Source organism: Antarctobacter jejuensis (assembly GCF_052266595.1).
Classification (GTDB): domain Bacteria; phylum Pseudomonadota; class Alphaproteobacteria; order Rhodobacterales; family Rhodobacteraceae; genus Antarctobacter; species Antarctobacter jejuensis.
Genome location: NZ_JBQQXJ010000036.1, coordinates 1 through 10,630, shown reverse-complemented (window position 1 = coordinate 10,630; position 10,630 = coordinate 1). Strand labels below are relative to the sequence as shown.

General features: G+C 60.1%; 5 protein-coding genes and 2 pseudogenes. 4 read left to right on the top strand and 3 right to left on the bottom strand.

The features are described from left to right. The 4 genes and pseudogenes from ACTXGA_RS24325 to ACTXGA_RS24310 all read left to right on the top strand — a co-directional run. Positions 1 to 114, top strand: a pseudogene (locus ACTXGA_RS24325) (IS5/IS1182 family transposase); the annotation flags it as partial. A 45-nt stretch (positions 115 to 159) separates the two neighbouring features. Next, positions 160 to 399, top strand: a pseudogene (locus tag ACTXGA_RS24320) (integrase core domain-containing protein); the annotation flags it as partial. 87 nt (positions 400 to 486) lie between these two features. After that, on the top strand, positions 487 to 834 hold the full coding sequence (gene tnpB, locus ACTXGA_RS24315) for an IS66 family insertion sequence element accessory protein TnpB (protein WP_443397302.1): 348 nt from the start codon (positions 487 to 489) through the stop codon (positions 832 to 834). 70 nt (positions 835 to 904) lie between these two features. Beyond that, complete coding sequence (locus ACTXGA_RS24310; protein ID WP_443397301.1) at positions 905 to 1,303, top strand: IS66 family transposase; 399 nt, start codon at positions 905 to 907, stop codon at positions 1,301 to 1,303. Between the two features lie 56 nt (positions 1,304 to 1,359). Here the strand turns inward: ACTXGA_RS24310 and istB are convergent, their stop codons facing one another. The 3 genes from istB to ACTXGA_RS24295 form a co-directional block, all read right to left on the bottom strand. Further along, positions 1,360 to 2,151: an IS21-like element helper ATPase IstB gene (gene istB, locus ACTXGA_RS24305; RefSeq protein WP_443397300.1), complete on the bottom strand. Its 792-nt coding sequence runs from the start codon at positions 2,149 to 2,151 to the stop codon at positions 1,360 to 1,362. Beyond that, positions 2,141 to 3,670 carry an IS21 family transposase gene (istA, locus tag ACTXGA_RS24300; RefSeq protein WP_443397303.1) on the bottom strand — a complete coding sequence of 510 codons (1,530 nt, stop codon included), beginning with the start codon at positions 3,668 to 3,670 and terminating at the stop codon, positions 2,141 to 2,143. Before istA ends, istB begins: the two co-directional genes overlap by 11 nt. A gap of 90 nt (positions 3,671 to 3,760) precedes the next feature. Beyond that, the gene (locus ACTXGA_RS24295; protein ID WP_443397299.1) at positions 3,761 to 9,679 is read right to left on the bottom strand and encodes a Hint domain-containing protein; all 5,919 of its coding nucleotides are present in this window, start codon (positions 9,677 to 9,679) and stop codon (positions 3,761 to 3,763) included. Positions 9,680 to 10,630: the final 951 nt, after the last annotated feature.

Here is a 10,630-nt window from a genome sequence, read left to right as displayed (position 1 = left end):
ATCATGTTCGGAAGACTCAAGGACTGGAGGCGTGTGGCCACCCGATATGACCGGTGCCCGAAGGTCTTCTTTTCGGCCATCGCCCTCGCCGCCCTCGTCATCTACTGGTTATGAATCCTGACCCTAGTCCTTACCCATGGCATCGGCTAGTTCGCGAGCATGAATCGCACGATCAAGGACGCGACCGTCAAGCGATACCACTACGACAGCCATGAACAGCTCCGCTGCCATCTCGCGGACTTCCTCGACGCCTACAACTTCGCCCGTCGTCTCAAGACGCTCAGCGGCCTCACACCTTACGAATACATCTGCAAGATCTGGACTTCAGAGCCAGACAGATTCATCGTTGATCCGATCCACCAGATGCCGGGACTGAACAATCCCCGGCGGCCGGATTGAGATTGAGCTGGCCGGCGGTCACCGGATCAACGCCGAGGGCGGGTTTGACCCTGATGTGCTGGCGCAGCTGTTGAAGGGGCTGATGTCTTGATCCCGGTCCCGAGCAACACACGGGTCTGGCTGGCGGCCGGGGTGACGGACATGCGGCGGGGGTTCAATACGCTGGCGGCGCAGGCGGAGAAAGTGCTGGCGGAAGACCCATATTCCGGCCATTTGTTCGTATTCCGGGGGCGGCGCGGCGACTTGCTCAAGATCATCTGGTGGGATCAGCAAGGGGCGTGCCTGTTCTCGAAACGGTTGGAGAAGGGGCGGTTTGTCTGGCCGGCTGCGAAGGACGGTAAGATCAGCGTGACCCCTGCGCAATTGTCGATGCTGCTTGAGGGGATCGATTGGCGGATGCCGCGCAAGACATGGCGTCCGTTATCGGTTGGATAGGTCAATAATTACAGGGCTCTACGCGCTTTTGGGATTCACCATACGCCCCTGATCCAGTATGGCATTGGCGATGCTGAACGACCTCGACATAGCCCCGGAAGATCCGGCCGAACTGCGAGCGGTGAACCGGCTGCTCGCCGATGAGGTCAAGGCTCTGACCCTGAAGGTCGAGCAGCTCCAGCACCAACTGACGGGGCATAACCGGCACCGGTTCGGATCGAAGTCGGAGAGCCTCGATCAGCTCAACATGGTCTTTCAGGAAGACGAGCAGTTCGCCGAGGTTGCCGACGAGCAGGCAAAATCCACTGACAAACCCGAGGAAGGCAAAGCACCCCGCCAGCACAGCCGCAAGCCGTTGCCGGATCATCTGGACCGGCACGAAGAGATGTTGTCTCCGGGCGAAGAATGCCGCCGCTGCGGCGGTTCGCTGAAGACGCTAGGTGAGGACGTGACTGTTGATTGTCACTGAGAACTGACCCGGTATTTTCACCGAGATTTGACCCACCCTCAGTTATGCGTCGCTGTCTATGACGAGGTCAATGTTGCTGTCTCCTTCCCTGTTTTCTTTGCAGCTTCAGAGCTGGCCTTGAAGCGGTAGCTGTCGTTTCCGGTTTCGAGGATGTGGCAGCGGTGTGTGAGCCGATCGAGGAGTGCGGTGGTCATCTTTGCGTCACCGAAGACCTGCGCCCATTCTGAGAAGCTGAGGTTGGTTGTGATGATCACGCTGGTGCGCTCATAGAGCTTGCTGAGCAGATGGAAGAGAAGCGCACCGCCAGAAGCGCTGAACGGCAGGTAGCCGAGCTCGTCCAGGATGACCAAGTCGACTTTCGTCAGCATCTCAGCCAGTTTCCCTGCCTTGCCGAGCGCCTTCTCCTGCTCCAGGGCATTGACCAATTCCACGGTCGAGAAGAAGCGTACCTTGCGCCTGTGGTGTTCGATGGCTTGGACGCCGATTGCCGTTGCGGTGTGGCTTTTGCCCGTTCCTGGACCACCGATCAGCACGACATTCTCAGCGTTTTCAATGAACTCGCAGCGGTGCAGCTGCCGCACTGTCGCTTCGTTGATCTCACTCGACGCAAAATCGAAGCCGCTGAGATCCTTATACGCCGGGAAACGCGCCACCTTGGTGTGGTAGGCAATGGATCGCACTTCGCGTTCCGCGATCTCGGCTTTGAGCAGTTGTGACAACATCGGAGTTGCAGCTTCGAATGCGGGGGCGCCTTGGGCGACCAAGTCTTCGACCGCATTTGCCATGCCGTAGAGCTTGAGACTGCGCAGCATGATGACGATGGAGGCTCCTGCCGGGTCATGACGCATGGCGCGTCTCCCCAGCCTGTCTCAGGCCGTCATAGCGATCTACGTTGGCCTCTGGTGTTGTTTGCAATGCCAGAGCGTCAGGCGGATCGATCTCTGGATGATCTGTCGGTTTGCGATCAATCAATCGATGCAGCAGGTTCAGGATGTGCGTCTTGGTGGGGAGGCCTGCTTCAAGTGCCAGCTCCACTGCGCACAAAACGTCCTCTTCATTGTGCTGGAGAACCAGTGACAGGATGTCGACCATCTCCCTGTCGCCGCCGTCCTTCCGCAGCATGTGATCTTGCAGTTGACGGAATGCTGCCGGCATCTCTGTGAATGGCGCACCGTTGCGAAGCGCGCCTGGTTTGCGTTGGATAACAGCGAGATAGTGCCGCCAGTCATAAATGACCTTGCCGGGTTTGCGGTGAGACCGCTCAATGATCCGCGCATGTTCGCTGACCGTGTGCCCTTCAGCCACGATGACCAGCTTCTTGGGATAAACATGCAGGCTGATCCGGTGGTTCGCAAAGCTGGCAGGTACGCTGTAGCGGTTGCGCTCGAAGGTAATCAGGCATGTAGGTGATACACGTTTGCTGTGTTCTATGAAGCCGTCGAATGCTGGCGGCAGCGCCATCAGCAAAGGCTTCTCAGCCTCCCACACATGAGCAATGGAACCTGGCAAGGCCTTGTGCGGTGTCTCCGCCCACAGGGCGATGCAGCGATCTTCGAGCCACTGGTTCAGTTCTTCCAAATCGGCAAAGACCGGCATGACCTGCCACAGCCGGTTGCGCGCATCCTGCACGTTCTTCTCGACCTGGCCTTTCTCCCAACCCGCAGCGGGATTGCAAAACTCAGGCTCAAAGACATAGTGGCTGGCCATAGCTTTGAAGCGCGCATTGATGTCTCGTTGTTTGCCTTTGCCAACGCGGTCTACGGCTGTCTTCATATTGTCGTAGATCCCCCGGCCAGGCACCCCACCAAAGACACGGAATGCATGCCAATGGGCGTCGAATAACATCTCGTGCGTTTGCAGGGGATACGCGCGCACCAGAAACGCCCGGCTGTGCGACAGCTTGATATGGGCGACCTGAAGCTTGACCCGCTCGCCGCCGATATTGGCCCAATCTTCGCTCCAGTCGAACTGAAAAGCTTCACCTGGCTGAAAGATCAAAGGCACAAACGTTCCACGACCGGCTGTCTGCTCAGCGCGATGTCGATCATCACGCCAGGCCCGGGAAAAAGCCGCAACGCGTTCATAGGAACCGTCATATCCCAGCTTCACCAGATCAGCGTGCATTTGCTTCACTGTTCGCCGCTCTTTGCGCGACTTGCGTGTCTGAGCCAATAACCACGCGGACAACCGATCCGCATAGGGATCCAGTTTGCTTGGACGTTTTGGCGTCTTGAACTTCGGTTCCACCGCGCCTTCGCGCAAATACTTCTTGATGGTGTTCCGAGACAGACCCGTCCGCCGGGCAATCTCTCGAATTGGCATTTTGTCACGCAATGCCCAGCGTCGAATAACACTCAAAAATCCCATGTCGATCACTCCAAATCTCCCCAAACGAAAACGTCGGGGCAATGTGTTCACATGGGTCAATTCTCAGTGACAATTTATGGGGCTACCGGGTCAGTTCTCAGTGACAATCAACAGCAAGCAATTCTTGTCTGGGAGTTCTTTGCGCATCGAAATTGGGCGAGCAGTGTCTCCGTAGATCTTCTCAACGTCTACTCGTGTCTGTGCAGCCGCTATCTGTGGGAACAACCGATGAAATTCTACCTTGGCGTCCGGGCCAACGGTCTTGGTGGCATTCGGGCCCGGATAGAAGCTTTCTGATGGGATGTTTTCGGCAAAGATAATCTGGTGCGCGTCGAACATCAGGTGGATGTAGACAACTTGCCTTTTTCCATGGGCAATGCGTGCCGGCAGGCCTTTAATCTCCGCCAAATGGATCGCCCGGGCCAAACGATCGGCGTCGATGAGAAGGGCGTGCTGTCGGGACACCAGCAGATTCCGTTCAGCGCCAAACATGCCTTCGGGGATCAGAACTGGCCGCAATTTCACGTCTGAAGCAAGTTCGTCGGGGCCGACTTCGCGTCGCCCAATCCAGCGGATGGGTTGCGGGCCATCGTCCATCGTGGTCACCAGATCGCCGACGCGCAGATCGTCGATCAGAACCTCACCTTTTGGCGTGAGAATGGCGGTACCAGCGGTGAAACAGACCACCCCGGTGTTCTCGGCCGTAAAGGAAGAACTGTCCGCGCTGGCCCCGGAAAAGGTCAGTGACCCCGCGCCGTAACTGGCATTGTCGCTGTAATCGACGCCACCGATGCCATCATTGGACTGATTCAGGACACCATCGTCTGCTTGGTCTGCGTAAAGCTCTGCAATATGGTCGTAAAAGCCGCTCAGGTCGATGAAGTCGTTGTTGGTATTGTCGCCATCGGACAGCGTTCCGGTATTGCCGTCGTTGAAATCGGTGATCGTGTCGTGGCCGTCGCCAGCGGTGTAGACAAATGTGTCGTCGCCAAGCCCGCCGGTGATGGTATCGTCGCCGGTGCCCCCGATGAGTATGTCATCAAACGAGGTGGAAAGATCCGCCGTCTCCAACGCAATCGGAACGCCGCCGGTGTCCGGCCCGGCCAGGTCAACGCTGAGGGTTTCGGAACTGGTCTGATCGAAATACAGGATTTCGACCAAGTGTTCGCCGCTGCCCAGCACGAGGCTGTTGCTGGCGGAGGTCGCCGTGTGGACGCCGTCGTTGTCAACCAGTTCGGCGCCGTTGACATAGATCTTGGCGCCATCGTCGGACGTCAGATCGAACGTGTAAGTCCCCGCCGTCGTGACCGTCAGAGTGGTCGTCAGCTTGATGGCAAATGTATCGCCGTCGCCGCCATGGAAAGCGTCTATGTCGGTCGGGTCGATACCGCTGACGACACCTTCGCCATCGGGGGGATTGTCGTTTTCGGTGCCAGAGGTAAACCCGGCGTCCGCAAGCGTCGCAAGCGAGCTGACCGAGTCGAGTTCGTAATACTCGTATGAAAAGAGCTGGCTAATCGCCACTTTGCCGGTGGCCTCGAAATCGCCCCTCAGAATATCGTCATCCGCCCCGCCCACCAGGCTGTCGTCGTCGCTGCCACCAATCAGGGTATCGCTGCCGGTACCGCCTTCAAGAGTATCATCGCCAGACGAGGCCACCAGACTGTCGGCTCCGCCACCGCCCACCAGGCTGTCATCCCCGGAGGAGTTGTAAAGCGTGTCTGCGCCTTCGCCGCCAAGTAGCGTGTCGTCGCCGGTGCCTGTGTACAAAACGTCATCGCCGTCACCGCCTTCGATCAGGTCCGATCCACTGCCACCATAGATCGTGTCCGCCCCACCGCCGCCAAACATGGTGTCGTTTCCGGTGCCCCCGGAGATCGTTTCAGAACCGACGGACCCGACAAGTTCGTCGTCGCCGCCGCCGCCGTAGATTTTGCCGGCCGAGGTAAGAAGCTCGTTTTGGAAGTCGCTGGTGTCATCCGAGGCAAAGAAGCCCATACCTTCGAGTGTTTCGGGATCGAGCGACGCCGGGTCCACACCGATCAGCGTGATGGTCGTTCCATCCGGCAGATGGAGCACGGCGTGTTCGGTCCCGTCGTGACCGGTGCCGGTGACCTTCACATCATTTGTAGAAAGGCCCGGCTGGCCGAGATAGTCGTGCGAAGACAGATCCAGCACGTCGGTGCCGATCTGGAAGTCCTCGATTGTAACGTGCCGCGCCAGGTCGAGGAGGTCGTCATCGTCTATCGTCGGAGGGTTCAGAATGTCTTCGAGTTCCTGATATTGCCTTTCGATCTCTTCCTCGATGGCATCGTCGACACGTTTGCTCACCTGGTCGCCATAGAGCGGCTTGATGATGTCCCTGATGTCCTTGGCGACATCATGTGGGTCCAAGTGTGCGCTCGGGTCTGCGGCGACGGTGTCAGCAAGCTTGTTCTCGACCAATGTTGCGATCGCGTTGACGGTCAAGTCGTCCAAGTATGCCGGTAACACGTCGCGCACCGCCAAGCTGATGGCAATAATGTTGAGTGTTGACGCCGCGAAGTCGTCATCGTCATCGTCATCGTCATCGTCATCGTCATCGTCATCGGGTGATTGGTCGTCAGCTTTCTTTGCGGCCCATCCTGTCAGATCGGCAAGGTTTTCGCGGACGATCGCCTCTGACACGTCTTCGTCAGTGCCAAGCGCCGAGAAATCGGCGCGCCCGATGACAAAAGTGTCTGCGCCAAGACCGCCGATAAGCGTGTCCTCTCCCATGCCGCCGTCGAGCGTGTCGTCCCCGTCGCCGCCAGTCAGACTGTCGTCGCCGCCGCCGCCGGCCAGATTGTCGTCGCCGAGACCGCCGTGCAGCGTATCCTCGCCTTCGCCGCCGTCGACAGTGTCGGCCCCGTCGCCCCCTGTGAGGCTGTCATTATCGTTGCCGCCGGCGAGGCTGTCGTCCCCGGAGCCGCCGTCCAACGTGTCCTTGCGATCGCCGCCGTCGAGCGTGTCGTGCCCTTCACCGCCGGTCAGACTGTCGTCGCCGCCGCCTCCAGTCAGATTGTCGTCGCCGAGACCGCCGTGCAGCGTATCCTCGCCTTCGCCACCGTCCAGAGTGTCGACCCCGTCGCCGCCCTCCAGCAGATCAGCGCCGTCGCCGCCCGCCAGACTGTCGTCGCCGAGACCGCCGTGCAGCGTATCTTCGCCCGCGCCGCCGTCGAGGGTGTCGTCTCCGGCGCCGCCAGTCAGGCTGTCGTCGCCCGCATCGCCGGTCAGCGTGTCGTCGCCCGCCGCGCCGTCGATGGTGTCGTTGTCGTCACCGCCTCGGACCGTGTCATCGCCGCTGCCGCCCAGCACAGAATCGTCGCCGTCCAGCGCGTCGATTTCCGTGCCTAGGCCGTCCGCCGTCGCATCGACCAGATCGGCGCCCTCTGACAGGATCAGATAGTCGATCCCGTCGAAGGTCAGCGTGCTGGTGCCATCGGTGATGGTGCCCGAGGCGTCACCGGTAAAGGTGACGGTGACGGGTGCGCTCAAGGCGCTCATGTCGATGGTGTCGCGGGCACCGCCTCCCAGGATGGTGTCGCTACCAAAGCCGTCCAGCACGATGAAGGTGTCGGCGCCGTCGCCGCCGTCGAGCAGGTCGTCACCCGTGCCGCCGGTCAGCGTGTCATCGCCGCCGCCCGCCTGGACCCAGGTGCCTGCGTTATCGGCTGTCGCATCAAGGGAATCGGCCTGATCGGTCAGGACCATGCGTTCAATTTCGGTAAAACCGGCGGTGCTTGTGCCGTCAGTGATCGAGCCTGCTTCGTCGCCGGAAAAGGTGACCGTGACACCGGCGCTGACAGCGCTGACATCGATTAGGTCGTTGTCCGTACCGCCCTCGCCCCCGGTGATGGTATCCGTCCCGAACCCGTCTTCCAGTACAATGGTGTCGGCCCCGTCGTTGCCCTCCAGCAGATCGGCGCCGGTGCCGCCCGCGAGGCTGTCGTCGCCGGAGCCGCCGAGCAGGGTATCCTTGCCCGCGCCGCCGTCGAGGGTGTCGTCTCCGGCGCCGCCGGTCAGGCTGTCGTCGCCCGCATCGCCGGCCAGCGTGTCGTCACCCCCCGCGCCGTCGATGGAGTCGTTGTCGTCACCGCCTCGGACCGTGTCATCGCCGCTGCCGCCCAGCACAGAATCGTCGCCGTCCAGCGCGTCGATTTCCGTGCCCAGGCCGTCCGCCGTCGCATCGACCAGATCGGCACCTTCCGACAAAATCAGGTATTCGATCCCATCGAAGGTCAGCGTACTTGTGCCATCGGTGATACTTCCCGAGGCGTCACCGGTGAATGTGACGGTGACTGGAGCACTTAGGGCGCTCATGTCGATGGTGTCGCGGTCATCGCCGCCGTGGATCGTATCGCTGGCAAAGCCATCCAGGACAACGAAGGTGTCGGCGCCATCGCCGCCAACCAGAACATCGCCGGCCGCCCCGCCGATCAGCGTGTCATCGCCCGCCCCGCCAGATAGGGTAGTGCCGCCTGTAGTCGCAGAGGCGTCAAACCGGTCGTCGCCAGAGGTGCCTTGCACCACTTCAATTTCTGAGAACGAAGCCCCGCCACTGCTGTTGATAAAGCTGGCTGTGCCCGCTTCGTCGCCGGTGAACAGAACATCGACGCCACTGGACCCATCCGCGTTTTCAAACGCCAAAGTGTCGTCACCCACCCCGGTCTCGCCGCCAACGATCAGATCGGTACCGTCGGCGCCGCGGATCTGGATGTGGTCGCCGTCGTCCTGACCGAGGATCGTATCGTCGCCACCCCCACCGGTCAGGCTGTCATGGCCCAGGCCGCCATGAATGGTGTCAGAGCCGTCCCCCCCGTCGATAGTGTCGCCGCCGTCACCGCCAAGAACTGAATCCGCGCCGCCCATGGCATCGATGTCGGCACCCACGCTGTCGGCGCTGGCATCCACCAGATCGTCGTAATTGGTCAGGACCAGATGCTCGGTGCCCGAAAAAGTGACGGAATTTGTGCCGCCGATGATCGTACCGACCTCGTCCCCGGAATAAGTCACGGTGGCGCTTTGGCTTACCGCGTTCAGATGAACGGTGTCATAGTCGACACCACCCTCACCGCCGATTACGGTGTCCGAGCCGAAGCCGTTTTCCATGACAAACGTATCGGCGTCGTCACCCCCTTTAAGGCTGTCGTCGCCATCGCCGCCATAGATCTTGTCGTCGCCTGCACCGCCCTGGATGATGTCGATACCCTCGCCGCCATCAAGAACGTCGGCGCCGGCGCTGCCGATCATGGAATCGTCGCCTTCGCGGCCTTCGATCCGTTCGATGCCTGCCAGGGTGTAGCTCGAAAAATCCAGAGTGTCGTCACCGGAGGTGGCCCGGATCACGTCTGCCCCTGAACCGCCATCGATCGCCTCGACGCTGGTCAGGTTCGCCAGCCCGCTTTCGACGTGGAACACATCGCCATAGTGGCTGCCCTGCCAGGTATCGGTCCCGGCGCCACCATCGATCTGATCCAGCCCATGACTGCTGCCGTAGATCGAGAACGTGTCGTCGCCGTCACCGCCGGACAGCGTGTCGTCGCCTGCGTTGCCATAGATATTGTCGTCGTCCGCCGAGCCGATGACCGAATCGTTGCCCGCCCCGGCGTCGATCTGCTCGATGCTGCTAAGGGTCGGCCCAATCGAGAAGTCCAGAGTGTCGTCACCGGAGGTGGCCCGGATCACGTCTGCCCCTGAACCGCCATCGATCGCCTCGACGCTGGTCAGGTTCGCCAGCCCGCTTTCGACGTGGAACACATCGCCATAGTGGCTGCCCTGCCAGGTATCGGTCCCGGCGCCACCATCGATCTGATCCAGCCCATGACTGCTGCCGTAGATCGAGAACGTGTCGTCGCCGTTACCGCCGGACAGCGTGTCGTTGCCGCCGCCGCCGGAAATGGTATCGTTGCCATCCAATCCGTCGATAGAGTCGGCTCCTGAGCTGCCAATCAGGCTATCGTTGCCGTTGGTGCCGTCGCCGCTGGACATGATTGCTAACCCCGCCAAAGTTTTCGATTGATCCTACGATTGGTACGTCTATGGCGATGAGCTGTTAGGATCGGGTTTCCTGACCGGGAAGAGTAGATGAAATTGGCATTTCACAGCAGTGAAGCGGCGGAAATAGGACTGTCATTAGTGGGCGCGTTGTCCCGACCGGCTTGGCTAAGACCTGAGCCCAAAGAATCTGCGTCAACGCGGCGCTTGAGAGCACGTTCTGACGACGCGCTGGCTGTGGTTGTTGCGGCTTCAGATTTTTTGACGATACCAGTGCCCTAAGCGGAAATGAAATTCTCTGGCTGCAGGTCATTCGCGTCCCCTACGCCGAGCGGGTCCGGAGCCCCTGTCTGATCGGCGTACAAATCCTGGGAACGGGCTGCAAGGCGCTCTGGAAGGGCACAGTAACAATCCAGCGTGAGCGCTGCAGGTCGCCTACGGCCTCTTGGAAAAACGACGGTCAACCCTGCTTAGGCAATTAGTTTGGGACAGGCAGGGTTGACCGTCAAAGATGCGCTTGCACACCAAACGCAGGGTCACAATGCCCTGCAATGGTAAATTCTTGGTTCAACCCGGTGGCCAGTTGCTGGCGGACGACCGGTGTGAGCGTCACGATTGTACGGCGTTTGGCAACTTGGCTTCGAGACTTCCTAGGCATTTCGCCGGACACCGGGCCTGATCGTTCCAAGGGCCTTGAAAAGGCGCTTTGGCGCAATCTCAGCAGGGACGTTTGGAGGGGCGAGGTCAAGGATTCATAGTGGCTTCCTGAGCCAAGGCACGGTGGCTCAGGAAAGCACGCACTCGACGCATTTGGTCACGCGCTGGCTGCAAAGGCTGGGATGAGATTTGGTTCAAGTTCCGGCTCCCTTAACGCGTAACCGCGACCCCACACCGTTTCGATATGGTGATGGTTGCGCGATGCTTTCGAAAGCTTTTTGCGTAACT